Source organism: Shewanella aestuarii (assembly GCF_011765625.1).
Lineage (GTDB): Bacteria > Pseudomonadota > Gammaproteobacteria > Enterobacterales > Shewanellaceae > Shewanella > Shewanella aestuarii_A.
Window position 1 is genome coordinate 140,755 of sequence record NZ_CP050313.1, and the last position, 17,969, is coordinate 158,723.

The 17,969-nt window shown below is 43.8% G+C and carries 15 protein-coding genes; all 15 read left to right on the plus strand.

All coding sequences use genetic code 11. From position 1 onward, the window contains the following. Positions 1–54: 54 nt before the first annotated feature. The 15 genes from rplL to rpsC all read left to right on the plus strand — a co-directional run bounded on the left by rplL (position 55) and on the right by rpsC (position 17,963). Positions 55–423, plus strand: a complete 369-nt coding sequence (gene rplL, locus HBH39_RS00710) for a 50S ribosomal protein L7/L12 (protein ID WP_167674680.1) — start codon at positions 55–57, stop codon at positions 421–423. 235 nt (positions 424–658) lie between these two features. Further along, the gene (gene rpoB / locus HBH39_RS00715) at positions 659–4,690 is read left to right on the plus strand and encodes a DNA-directed RNA polymerase subunit beta (RefSeq protein ID WP_167674682.1); all 4,032 of its coding nucleotides are present in this window, start codon (positions 659–661) and stop codon (positions 4,688–4,690) included. 82 nt (positions 4,691–4,772) lie between these two features. Continuing rightward, the gene (rpoC, locus tag HBH39_RS00720; RefSeq protein WP_167674683.1) at positions 4,773–8,996 is read left to right on the plus strand and encodes a DNA-directed RNA polymerase subunit beta'; all 4,224 of its coding nucleotides are present in this window, start codon (positions 4,773–4,775) and stop codon (positions 8,994–8,996) included. Positions 8,997–9,171: 175 nt separating this feature from the next. Next, positions 9,172–9,546 (plus strand): 30S ribosomal protein S12, encoded by a 375-nt coding sequence (rpsL, locus tag HBH39_RS00725; protein WP_025823559.1) that lies wholly within the window; start codon positions 9,172–9,174, stop codon positions 9,544–9,546. Between the two features lie 83 nt (positions 9,547–9,629). Next, positions 9,630–10,100, plus strand: coding sequence for a 30S ribosomal protein S7 (gene rpsG / locus HBH39_RS00730; protein ID WP_028764731.1), 471 nt, complete (start codon positions 9,630–9,632; stop codon positions 10,098–10,100). 81 nt (positions 10,101–10,181) lie between these two features. After that, complete coding sequence (gene fusA / locus HBH39_RS00735; protein WP_167674685.1) at positions 10,182–12,278, plus strand: elongation factor G; 2,097 nt, start codon at positions 10,182–10,184, stop codon at positions 12,276–12,278. 69 nt (positions 12,279–12,347) lie between these two features. Then, positions 12,348–13,532 (plus strand): elongation factor Tu, encoded by a 1,185-nt coding sequence (gene tuf / locus HBH39_RS00740; protein ID WP_167674670.1) that lies wholly within the window; start codon positions 12,348–12,350, stop codon positions 13,530–13,532. Between the two features lie 347 nt (positions 13,533–13,879). After that, positions 13,880–14,191, plus strand: coding sequence for a 30S ribosomal protein S10 (gene rpsJ, locus HBH39_RS00745; RefSeq protein WP_011635639.1), 312 nt, complete (start codon positions 13,880–13,882; stop codon positions 14,189–14,191). Positions 14,192–14,218: 27 nt separating this feature from the next. Further along, the gene (gene rplC / locus HBH39_RS00750; RefSeq protein ID WP_167674687.1) at positions 14,219–14,857 is read left to right on the plus strand and encodes a 50S ribosomal protein L3; all 639 of its coding nucleotides are present in this window, start codon (positions 14,219–14,221) and stop codon (positions 14,855–14,857) included. Positions 14,858–14,874: 17 nt separating this feature from the next. After that, complete coding sequence (gene rplD / locus HBH39_RS00755; protein ID WP_167674689.1) at positions 14,875–15,480, plus strand: 50S ribosomal protein L4; 606 nt, start codon at positions 14,875–14,877, stop codon at positions 15,478–15,480. Continuing rightward, complete coding sequence (rplW, locus tag HBH39_RS00760) at positions 15,477–15,779, plus strand: 50S ribosomal protein L23 (protein ID WP_167674691.1); 303 nt, start codon at positions 15,477–15,479, stop codon at positions 15,777–15,779. The genes rplD and rplW overlap by 4 nt, the downstream gene beginning before the upstream one ends. 16 nt (positions 15,780–15,795) lie before the next feature. Then, positions 15,796–16,620, plus strand: coding sequence for a 50S ribosomal protein L2 (rplB, locus tag HBH39_RS00765; RefSeq protein WP_167674693.1), 825 nt, complete (start codon positions 15,796–15,798; stop codon positions 16,618–16,620). Positions 16,621–16,634: 14 nt separating this feature from the next. Continuing rightward, on the plus strand, positions 16,635–16,913 hold the full coding sequence (gene rpsS, locus HBH39_RS00770; protein WP_006083596.1) for a 30S ribosomal protein S19: 279 nt from the start codon (positions 16,635–16,637) through the stop codon (positions 16,911–16,913). A 15-nt stretch (positions 16,914–16,928) separates the two neighbouring features. Beyond that, positions 16,929–17,261, plus strand: coding sequence for a 50S ribosomal protein L22 (gene rplV, locus HBH39_RS00775; RefSeq protein WP_160056441.1), 333 nt, complete (start codon positions 16,929–16,931; stop codon positions 17,259–17,261). A gap of 12 nt (positions 17,262–17,273) precedes the next feature. Beyond that, positions 17,274–17,963: a 30S ribosomal protein S3 gene (gene rpsC, locus HBH39_RS00780; protein ID WP_167674695.1), complete on the plus strand. Its 690-nt coding sequence runs from the start codon at positions 17,274–17,276 to the stop codon at positions 17,961–17,963. The last annotated feature ends 6 nt before the right edge of the window (positions 17,964–17,969 follow it).

Below are 17,969 nucleotides of genomic sequence, written 5' to 3' on the forward strand. Positions count from 1 at the left end.
TATTTTATTAGCTGCTTAATTAAATTGAATTCAGAACAATAGGAAATATTTCTAATGTCTATCACTAAAGATCAAATCTTAGAAGCTTTTGCAGCAATGTCTGTAATGGAAGTTGTTGAACTAATCGAAGCTATGGAAGAAAAATTCGGCGTTTCTGCTGCTGCTGCTGTTGTAGCTGGCGGTGCTGACGCTGGTGCTGCAGCTGAAGAGCAAACAGAGTTTGACGTAGTTCTAACTTCACACGGTGCTAACAAAGTTGCTGTTATTAAAGCATTACGTGGCGCTACAGGTTTAGGCCTAAAAGAAGCTAAAGCTATGGCTGAATCTGCTCCAGTAGCAGTTAAAGAAGCTATCTCTAAAGAAGAAGCAGAAGCACTTAAAGCTGAGTTAGTTGCAGCTGGTGCTGAAGTTGAAATCAAGTAAGTTTTAATTAACTTACCTGTCACCTAAGCAATTAGGTGAAGGCTGGCGGTTTTTTAACCGTCGGCCTTTTTTGCGCTTTATGCGCAGGCGATTTTTAATCACCGTTTATCGCCAGTTTTAGCAGTTCCTAGCAGAGATTACTGGTTAGGTTCTTGCGACAACGGTGACGGACAAACGTGCTGAATTAATTAAGTTTATTTCAGTCTTGGTCACATCTTGTAAGTAGAGGAAACCCATGGTTTACTCCTATTCTGAAAAGAAGCGTATTCGCAAAGACTTTGGTAAGCGTCCAAAAGTTTTGGACATCCCTTATCTGTTGTCTATCCAGTTAGACTCTTTTAAGAAATTCACCGATCAAGACCCTACGGGTGAGCGCGGTTTTGAAGCGGCATTTCGTAGCGTTTTTCCTATCAAGAGCTTTTCTGGTTACTCTGAGCTGCAATATGTCAGCTACAAACTAGGCGAGCCAGTTTTTGATGTGAAAGAATGTCAGATCCGTGGTGTTACATATTCTGCTCCACTACGCGTTAAATTACGCATGGTGTTGTTTGATCGTGAAGCCGCAGCTGGAACTGTAAAAGACATTAAAGAGCAAGAAGTCTACATGGGTGATATCCCATTAATGACTGAAAATGGGACTTTCGTAATCAACGGTACTGAGCGTGTAATCGTATCTCAGCTACACCGTAGTCCTGGCGTATTCTTTGATCATGACCGTGGTAAAACCCACTCTTCCGGTAAAGTGCTTTATAACGCACGTATTATTCCTTACCGTGGTTCATGGCTTGACTTTGAATTCGATCCAAAAGATGCCTTATTTGTACGTATTGACCGTCGTCGTAAATTACCTGCGACTATCATATTACGTGCCTTAGATTACAGCACCCAAGATATCTTAGACTTATTCTTCGAACGTATTCAATTCAAGATTAAGAAAGACTCTTTAGTTATGGCGTTAGTACCTGATCGCTTACGTGGCGAAACAGCAAGCTATGACATTAAAGATGCTGAAGGCAACTTATTAGTTGAAGCTGGTCGTCGTATTACAGCTCGTCATATTAAACAGCTAGAAAAAACCAATACAACTGAGCTTGAAGTACCAGTTGATTACATTGTTGGTAAGTATGCTGCACAAGACTATATCGACGAAGATACTGGTGAAGTATTAGTTACAGCTAATACTGAAATCACGTTAGAAGACTTAGCCAATTTATCTTTAGCTGGCATTAAAGAAATTGATACTTTATTTATCAATGATCTTGATCATGGTGCTTATATTGCTGACACATTACGTATTGATTCAACAACTAATCGCTTAGAAGCGTTAGTTGAAATCTATCGTATGATGCGTCCTGGTGAGCCACCAACCAAAGATGCTGCTGAAGGTTTATTCCAAAACTTATTCTTCAGTGAAGAACGTTATGACTTATCTAAAGTAGGTCGTATGAAGTTCAACCGTCGTCTTGAAATTGCAGAAGATGAAGGTACTGGCATATTGTCTAAAGACGATATCGTAGCAGTAATGAAGAAAATCATCGAAATCCGCAATGGCTATGATGAAGTCGACGATATTGACCATCTAGGTAACCGTCGTATTCGTAGCGTAGGTGAGATGGCTGAAAACCAATTCCGTGTTGGTCTAGTTCGTGTTGAGCGTGCAGTTCGTGAGCGCCTATCTTTAGGTGACTTAAACGAGTTAATGCCTCAAGACCTAATTAACGCTAAGCCAATTTCTGCGGCTGTAAAAGAATTCTTCGGTTCTTCACAGTTGTCACAGTTTATGGATCAAAACAACCCGCTATCAGAAGTTACGCACAAGCGTCGTATTTCTGCACTTGGCCCAGGTGGTTTGACTCGTGAGCGTGCTGGCTTCGAAGTCCGTGACGTACATCCAACTCACTACGGTCGTTTATGTCCAATTGAGACTCCTGAGGGTCCAAACATTGGTCTAATCAACTCGTTAGCAAGTTTTGCGCGTACTAACTCTTACGGTTTCTTAGAGACACCTTACCGCAAGGTAGTTGATGGTGTGATTACTGATGAAGTTGAATACTTATCAGCAATTGAAGAAGGCCGTTATGTTATTGCACAGGCAAACATTGAAGTTGACTCAACTGGTCGCATGGTTGAAGAGCAAATTGCTTGTCGCCACAAAGGTGAATCTACCTTTATGCGCGCAGCTGATGTTCAGTATATGGACGTATCGCCACAACAGATTATTTCTGTTGCAGCATCACTTATTCCGTTCTTAGAACACGATGATGCTAACCGTGCATTGATGGGTGCAAACATGCAACGTCAAGCCGTTCCTACTTTACGTGCTGATAAGCCGTTAGTGGGTACTGGTATTGAACGTACTCTTGCTGTTGACTCAGGCGTGGTTGTTGCTGCTAAGCGTGGTGGTGTGGTCGATTACGTTGATGCTAGCCGTATTGTTGTTAAAGTAAATGAAGATGAGCTACGCCCAGGCGAAGCGGGTATCGACATTTACAACTTAACTAAGTATACCCGTTCTAACCAAAACACTTGTATTAACCAACGTCCTTGTTGTTTTGTTGGTGAACCTGTGGTTCGTGGTGACGTTTTAGCTGATGGCCCATCTACCGATTTAGGTGATTTGGCTCTTGGTCAGAACATGCGTATCGCATTCATGCCTTGGAACGGTTACAACTTCGAAGATTCGATCTTAATTTCTGAGCGCGTTGCGCAGGAAGACCGTTTCACGACTATCCACATTCAAGAGCTTTCATGTATTGCTCGTGATACTAAGTTGGGTAGTGAAGAGATCACGGCTGATATTCCAAACGTAGGAGAGTCTGCTTTATCTAAATTAGATGAGTCAGGTATCGTTTACATTGGTGCAGAAGTGAAAGGTGGCGATATTCTCGTTGGTAAAGTGACACCTAAGGGTGAAACTCAGCTAACTCCAGAAGAGAAGTTATTGCGTGCCATCTTCGGTGAAAAAGCATCTGACGTTAAAGACAGCTCTTTACGTGTACCTAACTCTGTTAAAGGTACCATCATCGACGTACAAGTATTTACTCGTGACGGCGTTGAAAAAGATAAACGTGCACTTGAAATTGAAGAAATGCACGTTCGTCAAGCTCGTAAAGACCTTGGCGAAGAGTTCAAAATTCTTGAAGATGGTGTATTAGGCCGTGCACGTAATTTGTTACTTGCTGCTGGTTTCTCTGAAGCAAAATTAGATGAGATCCCACGTAAAGACCTACTAATCCAAGTGATTGATGACGAAGCTAAACAAACTGAACTAGAGCAATTAGCTGAGCAGCATGAAGAGTTGCGCGCTGATTTTGATAAGAAGTTTGAAGTTAAGCGTCGTAAGATCACTCAAGGTGATGACTTAGCACCGGGTGTACTAAAAATTGTTAAAGTCTACTTAGCAGTTAAACGTACTATTCAACCAGGTGACAAAATGGCAGGTCGTCATGGTAACAAAGGTGTTATCTCGAAGATTTGTCCAGTTGAAGATATGCCTTACGATCATGAAGGAAATCCTGTCGACATCGTACTAAACCCATTGGGCGTACCATCGCGTATGAACATCGGTCAGGTATTAGAGGTCCACATGGGTGCTGCAGCTAAAGGTATCGGTAATCGTATTACTGCTATGCTTGAAGAGCAGCGCGAGATTGCAGAACTTCGTGACTATATCAAGCAAGTGTATGAATTAGGTGATGACGTGTTACAGCGCGTTGATATCGATTCATTCACAGACGATGAAGTTGTTCGTCTTGCTAAGCATCTTAAAGGCGGTGTGCCTGTCGCTACACCAGCATTTGATGGTGCGAAAGAGAAAGAGATCAAGCAAATGCTTGAGCTTGCAGGCTTACCTACTTCTGGCCAGCTATCATTATACGATGGCCGTACTGGTAACGAATTTGAGCGTAAAGTAACTGTTGGTTATATGTATATGCTCAAACTGAACCACTTAGTTGATGACAAGATGCACGCTCGTTCTACCGGTTCGTACAGCTTAGTGACTCAACAACCATTGGGCGGTAAAGCCCAATTCGGTGGTCAGCGTTTCGGTGAGATGGAAGTATGGGCACTTGAAGCATATGGTGCTGCTTATACGCTACAGGAAATGCTTACAGTTAAGTCAGATGACGTTAACGGTCGTACTCAGATGTATAAGAACATCGTCGACGGTAATCATCAGATGCAACCAGGCATGCCTGAGTCTTTCAACGTATTGTTGAAGGAAATTCGTTCACTTGGTATTAATATCGAGTTGGATCAAGAGTAAGCATCGCACTTAAGCAATGTTTGGTAACCAAGGGTGCTTTGCATAGGCAAAGCATCTGGTTTAACTCCTTCAGGAGAGAAACGTGAAAGACTTATTAAAGTTTCTTAAACAGCAAAGCAAGACTGAAGAATTTAACGGTATTAAAATTGGTTTGGCATCGCCTGACCTAATCCGTTCTTGGTCTTTTGGTGAAGTTAAAAAGCCAGAAACCATTAACTACCGTACATTCAAGCCTGAGCGTGAAGGTTTGTTCTGTGCGCGTATCTTTGGTCCAGTAAAAGATTACGAATGTTTGTGTGGTAAATACAAACGTCTTAAGCACCGTGGTGTTATTTGTGAAAAGTGTGGCGTAGAAGTTACCCAGACTAAAGTGCGTCGTGAGCGCATGGGTCACATTGAACTGGCTAGCCCAGTTGCCCACATTTGGTTCTTAAAATCACTTCCGTCTCGTATCGGCTTAATGCTTGATATGACTTTACGTGATATTGAGCGCGTATTGTACTTTGAATCATTTGTTGTTATCGAGCCTGGCATGACCACGCTTGAGCGCGGCCAAATGCTTACTGAAGAAACGTATTTAGATGCGTTAGAAGAGTACGGTGATGAGTTTGAAGCTAAGATGGGTGCTGAGGCAGTTTTAGAATTGCTACGTGCTATCGATCTTGAGCAACAAATTGAGCAAATGCGCGAAGAGCTACCATCAATCAATTCAGAAACGCGTCGTAAGAAAGTGACTAAGCGCCTGAAATTGATGGAAGCATTCTTCTCATCTGGCAACAAGCCAGAGTGGATGATCTTAAAAGTATTACCGGTTCTGCCACCTGATCTACGTCCATTAGTGCCGTTAGATGGTGGTCGTTTCGCGACATCGGATCTTAACGATCTATATCGTCGCGTGATCAACCGTAACAACCGTTTGAAGCGTCTATTAGACCTTGCTGCACCAGATATTATCGTACGTAACGAAAAGCGTATGTTACAAGAATCTGTTGATGCATTATTAGATAACGGTCGTCGTGGTCGTGCTATCACTGGTTCTAACAAGCGTCCACTTAAGTCTTTGGCTGATATGATCAAAGGTAAGCAAGGTCGTTTCCGTCAGAACTTACTTGGTAAGCGTGTTGATTACTCAGGTCGTTCGGTAATTACCGTAGGTCCTACGTTGCGTTTGCATCAGTGTGGTCTTCCTAAGAAGATGGCACTTGAGCTATTCAAACCATTCATTTATGGCAAGTTAGAAGGCCGTGGTTTAGCGACTACGATCAAAGCAGCTAAGAAAATGGTTGAGCGTGAACAGGCTGAAGTATGGGATGTGTTAGACGAAGTAATTCGTGAGCATCCGGTCATGCTTAACCGTGCACCAACACTTCATAGACTAGGTATTCAAGCATTTGAGCCAGTTCTAATTGAAGGTAAAGCAATTCAATTGCATCCGTTAGTATGTGCTGCGTACAACGCTGACTTCGACGGTGACCAAATGGCGGTACACGTACCATTAACGCTAGAGGCTCAGTTAGAAGCTCGTGCGCTAATGATGTCTACCAACAACATTTTGTCACCTGCTAACGGTGAGCCAGTTATTACTCCGTCTCAGGACGTTGTATTAGGTTTGTACTACACCAGCCGTGAATGCATTAACGGTAAAGGTGAAGGCATGGCTTTTGCTTCAGTTGCTGAAGTAGAAAAAGCTTATGCTACTGGTGCTGCTGAATTACATGCTCGTGTAAAAGTTCGTATTACAGAAACGCATATTGCTGACAATGGTGACAAAGCCAAAACTACACGTATTGTAGACACTACAGTCGGCCGTGCATTGTTATCTTTGATTCTGCCAGAAGGCTTATCATATGATTTGGTTAACCAAAACATGGGTAAGAAGCAGATTTCTAAGTTACTCAATACCTGTTATCGCCAACTAGGTCTTAAAGACACTGTAATTTTTGCTGACCAATTAATGTATGCCGGTTTCCGTTTTGCAACCATTTCTGGTGCCTCTGTAGGTATCGATGACATGGTTATTCCGGACGAGAAATACACCTTAGTGGCTGACGCTGAAGCTGAAGTGCTTGAAATTCAAGAGCAATTCCAATCTGGTCTTGTTACTGCTGGTGAGCGTTACAACAAGGTTATCGATATCTGGGCATCAGCAAACGAAAAAGTTTCTAAAGCTATGATGGAAAACCTGTCTACTGAGACAGTGATTAACCGTGATGGTGTTCCTGAGAAACAAGCATCGTTTAACAGCATCTATATGATGGCCGACTCGGGCGCTCGTGGTAGTGCTGCTCAGATCCGTCAGTTAGCGGGTATGCGTGGTCTGATGGCTAAGCCAGATGGCTCGATCATCGAAACACCGATTGTCGCGAACTTCCGTGAAGGTCTAAACGTACTTCAGTACTTTATTTCAACTCACGGTGCGCGTAAAGGTCTTGCCGATACAGCATTGAAGACAGCTAACTCTGGTTACCTAACACGTCGACTTGTTGATGTTGCCCAAGACTTAGTAGTTGTTGAAGACGACTGTGGCGTTGAGCATGGTTTAACAATGAAGCCGCTAATTGAAGGTGGTGATGTTGTTGAGCCGTTACGTGAACGCGTATTAGGTCGTGTTGTTGCTGTTGATGTTATCAAGCCAGGCTCTGATGAAATCTTAGCACCACGTAATACTTTATTAGATGAAGCATGGTGTGACACGTTAGAAGAGCACAGTGTTGATGAGGTTATCGTTCGTAGCGTAATTACCTGCGATACTGACTTTGGTGTTTGTGCGGCATGTTATGGTCGTGATCTTGCACGTGGTCATATTATCAACCATGGTGAAGCGATTGGTGTTGTTGCGGCACAATCAATTGGTGAGCCAGGTACACAGCTTACCATGCGTACTTTCCACATTGGTGGTGCGGCGTCTCGTGCGTCAGCAGAGAACAACGTTCAAGTTAAGAACGCGGGTTCTTTAAAACTACACAATGCGAAACATGTTTCAAATACCGACGGTAAGCTGGTTATTGTTTCTCGTTCTTCTGAAATTGCCATCATTGATGAGCTAGGGCGTGAGAAAGAACGCTACAAGGTACCTTATGGTACTGTGTTAGAAAAATTGGAAGACAGTGAAGTTGCAGCTGGCGAAATCATCGCTAACTGGGATCCACATACTCACCCAATTATTTCTGAAGTTGCGGGTAGCGTTAAGTTTGTTGACATGATTGACGGTGTTACCATGACACGTCAAACAGACGAATTAACAGGTCTTTCTTCTGTTGTTGTACTTGACGTAGGTGCACGTACATCAGCTGGTAAAGAAATGCGTCCTGCTATTCGCTTAGTAGATGCTAACGGTAATGACTTAATGATCCCAGGTACTGATGTACCGGCTCAATACTTCTTACCGGGTAATGCGATTGTTTCTAAAGACGATAACGCTAAAATTAACGTTGGTGACGCATTAGCACGTATTCCACAAGAATCGTCTAAAACACGTGACATCACCGGTGGTCTTCCACGAGTTGCTGACTTGTTCGAAGCGCGTAAACCAAAAGAGCCTGCAATTCTTGCAGAAATTTCTGGTACGATTTCGTTCGGTAAAGAAACTAAGGGTAAACGTCGCCTAGTGATTACACCAGCTGATGGTGGCGATCACTATGAAGAGATGATCCCTAAGTGGCGTAACTTAAACGTGTTCGAAGGTGAAAAAGTTGAACGCGGTGAAGTTATTGCTGACGGTCCAGAAGCTGCGCATGACATTCTACGTCTTCGCGGTATCCACCATGTAGCCAATTACATCGTGAACGAAGTTCAAGATGTATACCGTCTACAGGGTGTAAAGATCAACGATAAGCATATCGAAGTGATCATCCGTCAAATGCTACGTAAATGTGTCATTACAGCCGCTGGTGACAGTGAATTCTTAGAAGGCGAACAGGTAGAAGTTGCACGCGTTAAGATCGCTAACCGCGAACTTGAAGCGCAAGGCAAAATGCCTGCATTGTTTGAGCGTGAATTATTAGGTATTACTAAAGCTTCTTTAGCTACCGAATCATTCATCTCTGCTGCTTCTTTCCAAGAAACAACACGTGTACTTACTGAGGCTGCTGTTGGCGGTAAGAGCGATCCATTACGTGGTCTTAAAGAAAACGTAATCGTAGGTCGTTTGATCCCAGCTGGTACTGGTTATGCGTATCACAAATCTCGCAACGAAGAGCGTGCTAAAGGTAAAGGCGCTGCTCAAGTTGAGACTTCAGTGGTAACCGCTAGCGAAGCGGAACAAAACCTAGCAGACTTGTTAAATTTGGCTGGTAGCCAAGATTAAGTTGCAGTAATGTTAAAAAAAGGCGCCTTTGGCGCCTTTTTTATTCGAATTTCGATCAAAAGTTGGCTATTTCTTGACAGGCAGCCATTACCTTTCTAAAATTCCGCGTCCCACCATTGTGGGATATAGATTTTTCACACCTAATTGTTGAGTTATTCAACTGTCGGAGCTATACATGGCAACTGTAAACCAGTTGGTACGTAAGCCACGTGCGCCAAAAGTCGAAAAGACTAATGTGCCTGCGTTGAATGCGTGCCCACAAAAACGTGGTGTTTGTACTCGTGTGTACACTACTACACCTAAAAAACCTAACTCTGCACTACGTAAAGTAGCTCGTGTGCGTCTAACTAACGGTTTCGAAGTAACTTCGTACATCGGTGGTGAAGGCCATAACTTGCAAGAGCATAGCGTAATTCTAATCCGTGGTGGTCGTGTTAAAGACTTACCTGGTGTGCGTTACCACACTGTTCGTGGCGCATTAGACTGTGCTGGCGTGACTACACGTCGCCAAGGCCGTTCTAAGTACGGTGCTAAGCGTCCTAAGTCTTAACGTATCCCGTTAAAAGTAAGGCCAAGCTAGTATTTATTTGACATTCCAGTTTTGGAAATACCTGAAGCATACGGAGAATTGATATGCCAAGACGTCGCGTTGTAGGACAACGTAAAATCCTACCAGATCCAAAGTTTCACAGTGAGTTGTTGGCTAAGTTCATCAACGTCATTATGCAGGACGGCAAAAAGTCGACTGCAGAAAAAATTATCTACAAGGCACTAGATGTTGTCGCTGAAAAGAAAAGCGAAGAACATTTGGCAATCCTTGAAGCAGCTCTTGATAACGTTCGCCCTTCAGTCGAGGTTAAATCTCGTCGTGTTGGTGGTTCAACTTATCAAGTACCATGTGAAGTTCGTCCAGTGCGTCGTAACGCACTAGCGATGCGCTGGTTAGTTGAAGCTGCTCGCAAGCGTGGTGAAAAATCTATGGCTCTACGTCTAGCAGGTGAAATGCTAGATGCATCTGAAAACAAAGGTACTGCTGTTAAGAAGCGTGAAGACGTGCATCGCATGGCTGAAGCTAACAAAGCCTTTGCTCATTACCGTTGGTAATATGATGGAGCGGGCAATAGCCCGCTCCATATTGTTGATATTGTCTAAAGCAAAAGTTGCTTTAGTTGTGAGGGTATAATCGTGGCTCGTACAACCCCAATTGAGCGTTATCGTAATATCGGTATTTGTGCTCATGTGGATGCAGGTAAAACTACCACAACAGAACGCGTTCTGTTCTATACCGGTCTGTCTCATAAAATTGGTGAAGTCCATGACGGCGCCGCCACAACGGACTGGATGGTACAAGAGCAAGAGCGTGGTATTACTATTACCTCTGCTGCTGTTACTACTTTCTGGCGTGGTATGGATGCCCAGTTCACTGAACACCGTATAAATATCATCGATACCCCAGGTCACGTTGACTTCACTATTGAAGTAGAGCGTTCATTACGTGTTTTAGATGGTGCAGTAGTTGTTTTCTGTGGCTCATCTGGCGTAGAACCTCAATCAGAAACTGTATGGCGTCAAGCTGATAAATACCGCGTTCCACGCTTGGTATTTGTTAATAAAATGGACCGTGCTGGCGCTGATTTCGATCGTGTTGTTAACCAAATCCGTAACCGCCTTGGTGCAACTTGTGTGCCGATTCAATTGAATATTGGTGCAGAAGAAACATTCAAAGGCGTTATTGATTTAATTAAGATGAAAGCAATTAACTGGTCTGAAGAAGATCAGGGTACTACTTTCACTTATGAAGAAATTCCCGCAAATCTTGCTGCTAAAGCAGCTGAGATGCATGAGTATCTAGTGGAAGCAGCAGCTGAAGCCTCTGAAGAGTTAATGGATAAATACCTTGAAGAAGGTGAATTGACAGAAACAGAAATCAAGCAAGCGCTGCGTCAGCGTACTATCAATAATGAAATCGTCCTTGCTACCTGTGGTTCTGCATTCAAGAACAAAGGTGTGCAGGCGGTGTTAGATGCTGTGGTTGACTTTTTACCTGCGCCTATCGACGTACCTGCAATTAAAGGTATTGATGAGAACGAAGCTGAAGTTGAACGCTTATCTGATGATAATGCACCATTTGCGGCATTGGCATTTAAGATTGCGACTGATCCATTTGTTGGTACATTGACCTTTGTGCGTGTGTATTCTGGCGTACTTCAATCAGGTGCTGGAGTTTACAATTCTGTAAAACAGAAACGTGAGCGTATTGGTCGTATGGTGCAAATGCACGCAAACGATCGCACAGAACTAAAAGAAGTTCGCGCTGGTGATATTGCTGCGCTTATTGGTTTAAAAGACGTAACAACAGGTGATACTCTTTGCGATAATGATCACAAAGTGATTCTTGAACGCATGGAGTTCCCTGAACCAGTAATTACCATTGCCGTTGAGCCTCGTTCAAAGGCCGATCAAGATAAAATGGGGATTGCGCTGCAGAAGTTAGCAGCAGAAGATCCATCTTTTAGGGTCGAAACTGATGAAGAGTCTGCTCAAACGCTGATATCTGGAATGGGTGAACTACACTTAGACATCATCGTTGACCGTATGCGTCGCGAGTTCAGTGTAGAATGTAACGTAGGTAAACCTCAGGTTGCTTATCGTGAAACAATTCGCTCATCAGTAGAGGTGGAAGGTAAGTTCGTTCGCCAATCAGGTGGTCGTGGACAATTTGGTCATGTTTGGCTCAAAATTGAACCACTCGAAGAAGGCAAAGGTTACGAGTTTGTCAATGAAATTGTAGGTGGTGTAATTCCTCGCGAATTTATCCCTGCCGTTGATAAAGGTATTCAAGAACAGATGAAGAACGGTGTATTAGCTGGCTTCCCTGTGCTTGACGTTAAGGTCACTTTGTTTGATGGTTCATATCATGATGTGGACTCGAATGAGATGGCGTTTAAAATTGCGGGTTCAATGGGCTTCAAAAAGGGCGCGTTAGAAGCAAGCCCTGTGTTACTCGAACCTTGTATGAAAGTAGAAGTTACTACACCTGAAGATTATATGGGCGACGTTGTTGGTGACTTAAACCGTCGACGTGGCATAATTGAAGGTATGGACGATGGCATCGCTGGTGTTAAACTCGTTCACGCTGTAGTACCTCTATCTGAAATGTTTGGTTATGCAACTGATTTGCGCTCTGCATCTCAGGGTCGTGCTTCATACTCTATGCAGTTCTTGAAGTACTCTGATGCACCACAAAACATTGCAAAAGCGATTATTGAATCTCGTAACTAATATTGGTTACGACATAAATGTTATATTGCTCGAATTAAACGAGCACTTCTGAAAAGAAAGGAATATATCGTGGCAAAAGCTAAATTTGAACGTAGTAAGCCTCACGTAAACGTAGGCACCATCGGTCACGTTGACCATGGTAAAACAACTTTAACTGCAGCTATCTCTGCTGTTTTATCTAAGACTTATGGTGGTGAAGTTAAAAACTTTGCACAAATCGATAACGCTCCAGAAGAGCGTGAGCGCGGTATTACTATTAATACTTCTCACATCGAGTATGACACACCAACTCGTCACTACGCACACGTAGACTGTCCAGGTCACGCGGATTATGTTAAAAACATGATCACTGGTGCTGCACAGATGGATGGCGCAATCTTAGTAGTAGCTGCAACTGACGGTCCAATGCCTCAAACACGTGAGCACATCCTGCTTTCACGTCAGGTTGGTGTACCTTTCATCATCGTATTCATGAACAAGTGTGACATGGTAGATGACGAAGAGTTACTAGAATTAGTAGAAATGGAAGTTCGTGAACTTCTTTCAGAGTATGACTTCCCAGGTGATGACTTACCAGTAATCCAAGGTTCTGCATTAAAAGCGTTAGAAGGCGATGCAGCATGGGAAGCAAAAGTACTTGAGTTAGCAGAAGCGCTTGATACTTATATTCCAGAGCCAGAGCGTGATATCGATAAGCCATTCCTACTACCAATCGAAGACGTATTCTCGATTTCAGGTCGTGGTACAGTGGTAACAGGTCGTGTTGAGCGTGGTATCATCCGCGTATCAGATGAAGTTGAAATTGTTGGTGTAAAAGAAACCACTAAGACAACTTGTACTGGTGTAGAAATGTTCCGTAAACTGCTTGACGAAGGTCGTGCAGGTGAGAACTGTGGTGTGTTATTACGTGGTACTAAGCGTGATGACGTAGAACGTGGTCAAGTACTAGCTAAGCCAGGAACAATCACTCCACATACAACTTTTGAATCAGAAGTATACGTGTTATCAAAAGAAGAAGGTGGTCGTCACACTCCATTCTTCAAAGGTTACCGTCCACAGTTCTATTTCCGTACAACTGACGTAACAGGTACTATCGAGCTACCAGAAGGCGTAGAAATGGTAATGCCTGGTGACAACATTAAGATGGTTGTTACTCTAATCTACCCAATCGCGATGGACGAAGGTTTACGCTTCGCAATCCGTGAAGGTGGCCGTACAGTTGGTGCTGGTGTTGTAGCTAAAATCATCGCTTAATAGCGACTTTAGTTCACACTAATTAAAAGGAAGCTTCGGCTTCCTTTTTTATTCATAAAAATTTAGTAGCAATTTGAATTTTTATGTGTAAAATGCGCGTCACCAAGTTGTGGATAGATTTATTTGTAGACTTATCGCACAATGGGCTTGATCTACAGTTTTAGATCTGTATAATTGCCCGTCTCGCCGCACTAGTGTGGTGTGAACAAAGAAAGATCGATTAGATTTTTCATATTAATAGCGACTCCGATTGGGAGTCGAACGGTTAAATCATCTCACTCTGCTTTTCCAGTAAGGAAGTAGCTAGAGGGTGATTTTTTATGTGTCCATTTTAGGAGCTCTGGTCAATGCAGAACCAAAGAATCCGTATCCGCTTAAAAGGCTTTGATCATCGTTTGATTGATCAGTCTACAGCGGAAATCGTTGAAACTGCTAAGCGTACAGGCGCGCAGGTACGTGGTCCTATTCCACTGCCGACTCGCAAAGAGCGTTATACCGTTTTGATCTCTCCGCACGTTAATAAAGATGCACGTGATCAGTACGAAATCCGTACTCACAAGCGTTTAGTTGACATCGTAGAGCCAACAGAAAAGACTGTAGACGCATTAATGCGTTTAGATCTTGCGGCTGGTGTCGACGTTCAGATTAGCTTAGGTTAATTGAGATCCTTAGAAGAGGTTTGAGAGATGGCTATCGGTCTTATTGGTCGTAAAGTGGGTATGACTCGCATCTTCACTGAAGATGGTCAGTCAATCCCTGTAACCGTGATTGAAATCGCTGGCAACCGTGTTACTCAAGTGAAAACTTTAGAAACTGACGGTTACCGTGCACTTCAAGTCACTACAGGTACCAAAAAAGCCAATCGCATCACTAAAGCAGAAGCAGGTCATTTTGCCAAGGGCGGCGTAGAAGCCGGTCGTGGTTTATGGGAAATGCGTTTAGCTGACGGTGAAGGCGAAGGTATTGAAGTTGGTGCTGAGCTAAATGTTGATATTTTCGCAGATGTGGCGAAAGTAGACGTTACTGGTCAATCAAAAGGTAAGGGTTTCCAAGGCGGTATTAAGCGCTGGAACTTCGCTACTCAAGATGCGACTCACGGTAACTCATTAGCACACCGCGCGAATGGTTCTATTGGTCAGAACCAAACGCCTGGTCGTGTTTTCAAAGGCAAGAAAATGTCAGGCCATATGGGTGCTGAACAAGTAACAACTCAAAATCTACACGTTGTACGTGTTGATGCAGAGCGTAACTTGTTATTAGTACGCGGCGCAGTTCCAGGCGCTACCAATGGTGACCTGATTATCAAGCCAGCTGTTAAAGCTTAAGGTCTGAGGAGATAGTAATGGAATTGGTATTGAAAGACGCGCAAAGCGCTCTTGAAGTTTCCGAAACTACCTTCGGCCGTGACTTTAACGAGGCACTGGTTCATCAGGTAGTTGTAGCTTACGCTGCAAACGCGCGTCAGGGCACTCGTGCTCAAAAGACTCGTGCGGAAGTAACTGGCTCTGGCAAAAAGCCATGGCGCCAGAAAGGCACTGGCCGTGCTCGTGCCGGTAGTGTTAAAGGCCCAATCTGGCGTGGAGGTGGCGTAACATTCGCTGCTAAAACTCAAGATCACAGCCAAAAAGTTAACAAAAAGATGTACCGTGGTGCTCTTAAGAGCATTCTTTCTGAATTGGTACGTCAAGAGCGTTTAATCGTTGTTGAATCATTTGGTGTTGAAGCTCCTAAAACTAAAGAGCTAAAAGCTAAATTAAAAGCAATGAACTTAGAAGACGTTCTAATTGTTACTGCAGAAGTTGATGAGAATTTATTCTTAGCAGCTCGCAACTTATACAAAGTTGACGTACGTGACGTTGCGGGTCTTGACCCAGTAAGTCTAATTGCGTTCAACACTGTTCTTGTTACTGCTGATGCAGTGAAGCAAATCGAGGAGATGCTAGCATGATCCGCGAAGAACGTTTGCTAAAAGTTATTCTAGCTCCGCATATCTCTGAAAAGAGTACTATCGTAGCTGAGAAGAACAACACTGTAGTTTTCCGCGTAGCAATCGATGCGACTAAAGCAGAGATCAAAGCTGCAGTAGCGAAGCTATTTGAAGTTGAAGTAGATTCAGTTCGCACTTTAGTTAACAAAGGCAAAACCAAGCGTACTGGTGCCCGTTCAGGCCGCCGTAGCGATTGGAAAAAAGCTTACGTAACTCTAGCTGCAGGTGCTGACATCGATTTCGTCGGCGGCGCTGAGTAAGCAAAGGAGAATTATCATGGCAGTTATTAAGTGTAAGCCAACCTCTCCAGGTCGTCGCCACGTTGTTAAAGTGGTGAATACGGATCTGCACAAGGGTAAACCTTTTGCTGGCCTGTTGGCGAAAAAATCTAAAAGTGGTGGCCGTAACAACACTGGCCGTATCACTGTACGTCACGTAGGTGGCGGACATAAGCAGCACTACCGTATTATTGACTTCAAACGTAATAAAGATGGTATTCCTGGTAAAGTTGAGCGTCTTGAGTACGATCCAAACCGTACAGCTCACATTGCATTAGTATTATATGCAGATGGTGAACGTCGTTATATTCTTGCTGCCAAAGGTATGCAAGCTGGTGACGCAATCCAATCTGGTAACGATGCAGAGATCAAGACTGGTAACGCTAAAGCGTTACGCAATATACCTGTCGGTTCAGTTGTTCACGCAGTAGAAATGAAGCCTGGTAAAGGTGCTCAGATTGCTCGTTCAGCTGGTGCTTATGTACAAGTTGTTGCTCGTGATGGTGAATATGCAACTCTACGTCTTCGTTCTGGCGAAATGCGTAAAGTTCCAGTTGATTGCCGCGCGACATTTGGTGAAGTTGGTAATGCCGAACATATGCTACGCCAGTTAGGTAAAGCAGGTGCAAAGCGCTGGAGAGGCATTCGCCCTACAGTTCGTGGTGTTGCAATGAACCCAGTAGACCATCCACATGGTGGTGGTGAAGGCCGTACTTCTGGTGGACGTCATCCAGTGAGTCCATGGGGTGTGCCAACTAAGGGTTACAAAACTCGTAGTAACAAGCGCACTGACAAGTACATCGTACGTCGTCGTAATAAATAGTAAGAGGATTCGCCATGCCACGTTCTCTCAAGAAAGGTCCCTTCATTGACCTGCACTTGCTGAAGAAGGTAGAGAAAGCGATGGAAGCGGGAGATAAAAAGCCAATTAAGACTTGGTCTCGTCGCTCAATGATCATCCCTAATATGATTGGGTTGACCATCGCTGTCCATAATGGTCGTCAGCACGTACCTGTGTTCGTAACTGACGAAATGATCGGCCACAAGCTTGGTGAATTTTCACCAACTCGCACTTATCGCGGCCATGCTGCTGATAAGAAAGCGAAGAAGCGTTAATACGGGAGGAATAAGATGGAAGTTTTAGCTAAACATCGTTTTGCTCGTACGTCTGCGCAAAAGGCCCGTCTAGTTGCTGATCAAATTCGTGGTTTGCCTGTTTCTAAGGCACTCGAAATTTTGACCTTCAGCCCAAAGAAAGCCGCCGTACTAGTTAAAAAAGTACTTGACTCAGCTATCGCAAACGCCGAACACAACGAAGGCGCTGACATTGATGAGCTAAAAGTTGGAGCTGTCTTCGTAGATGAAGGCCCAACTATGAAGCGTATCATGCCACGTGCTAAAGGCCGCGCTGATCGTATCATGAAGCGTACCAGCCACATCACTGTGGTTGTATCAGATCGCTAGGAGAAGAGAGCAATGGGACAGAAAGTACATCCTAATGGTATCCGTCTGGGTATCACGAAGCCTTGGATCTCTACCTGGTACGCAGATAAGTCAGACTATGCAAATAATCTGAACAGCGACTGGGAAGTGCGTCAATATTTAACTGAAAAGTTAAAGGCCGCATCAGTATCTAAGATTGTTATTGAACGCCCAGCGAAAAGCATCCGCGTTACTATTCACACTGCCCGTCCAGGTATTGTGATTGGTAAGAAAGGTGAAGACGTTGAAGTATTACGTGCACACGTGTCTAAAATTACAGGCACAACTGCTCAAATCAACATCGCTGAAATCCGTAAACCTGAATTAGACGCTAAGCTAGTTGCTGACTCTATTGCACAGCAATTAGAACGTCGTGTTATGTTCCGTCGCGCTATGAAGCGCGCAGTACAAAACGCAATGCGTATTGGTGCTCAAGGTATCAAAGTTCAAGTGAGCGGCCGTTTAGGTGGTGCAGAAATCGCACGCGCTGAGTGGTACCGTGAAGGTCGTGTACCTTTACACACTCTACGTGCTGATATCGACTATTCAACTGCAGAAAGTCACACTCAATATGGTGTGATTGGTATCAAAGTTTGGATCTTCAAAGGTGAAGTTCTTGACGGTATCATTCCAGCGCTTGAAGAGCCAAAGCAGCAACCTAAGCGTAAGCCTCGTGGTAAATAGGAGAAA

Coding starts and splice junctions, on each gene's coding strand:
- rplB (WP_167674693.1), top strand. CDS start 15,796: ATGGCAGTTATTAAGTGTAAGCCAACCTCTCCAGGTCGTCGCCACGTT.
- rpsJ (WP_011635639.1), top strand. CDS start 13,880: ATGCAGAACCAAAGAATCCGTATCCGCTTAAAAGGCTTTGATCATCGT.
- rplC (WP_167674687.1), top strand. CDS start 14,219: ATGGCTATCGGTCTTATTGGTCGTAAAGTGGGTATGACTCGCATCTTC.
- rplL (WP_167674680.1), top strand. CDS start 55: ATGTCTATCACTAAAGATCAAATCTTAGAAGCTTTTGCAGCAATGTCT.
- rpsC (WP_167674695.1), top strand. CDS start 17,274: ATGGGACAGAAAGTACATCCTAATGGTATCCGTCTGGGTATCACGAAG.
- rpsG (WP_028764731.1), top strand. CDS start 9,630: ATGCCAAGACGTCGCGTTGTAGGACAACGTAAAATCCTACCAGATCCA.
- rpsL (WP_025823559.1), top strand. CDS start 9,172: ATGGCAACTGTAAACCAGTTGGTACGTAAGCCACGTGCGCCAAAAGTC.
- rplD (WP_167674689.1), top strand. CDS start 14,875: ATGGAATTGGTATTGAAAGACGCGCAAAGCGCTCTTGAAGTTTCCGAA.
- rplW (WP_167674691.1), top strand. CDS start 15,477: ATGATCCGCGAAGAACGTTTGCTAAAAGTTATTCTAGCTCCGCATATC.
- rpoB (WP_167674682.1), top strand. CDS start 659: ATGGTTTACTCCTATTCTGAAAAGAAGCGTATTCGCAAAGACTTTGGT.
- rpsS (WP_006083596.1), top strand. CDS start 16,635: ATGCCACGTTCTCTCAAGAAAGGTCCCTTCATTGACCTGCACTTGCTG.
- rplV (WP_160056441.1), top strand. CDS start 16,929: ATGGAAGTTTTAGCTAAACATCGTTTTGCTCGTACGTCTGCGCAAAAG.